Source organism: Methylobacterium sp. C33D (assembly GCF_053345825.1).
Genome location: NZ_JBKFAV010000214.1, coordinates 1 through 298 on the forward strand (window position 1 = coordinate 1; position 298 = coordinate 298).

The 298-nt window shown below is 71.1% G+C and carries 1 protein-coding gene; it reads right to left on the reverse strand.

Annotated elements, in window-relative coordinates; all coding sequences use genetic code 11:
• Positions 1-298, reverse strand: a 298-nt coding sequence (locus ACLBXO_RS32100) for a solute carrier family 23 protein (RefSeq protein WP_447687957.1), incomplete at both ends; no start/stop codon positions are given.

The window sequence follows — 298 nt, forward strand, 5'->3', positions numbered from 1 at the left end:
AAGATCACGATGCCGGCGCCGCCGTGCACGGCCGGCGGGATCGACGCCACCGCGAAGGCGACCTTGGGCACGAGGCTGGCGCCCAGGATGATGAAGCCCGCCGCGACCGTGACGTAGCGGCTGCGCACCCGCGTCATGTTCACGAGGCCGACGTTCTGGGAGAACGAGGTGTGCGGGAAGGTGTTGAGGCAGCCCGCGACCAGCGTCGAGAGGGAGTCCGCCATCAGGCCGCGGGTCAGGGTCCGCCTGTCCACCGGGCGCCCGACGATGTCGCCCACCGCCAGGAACATGCCGGTCG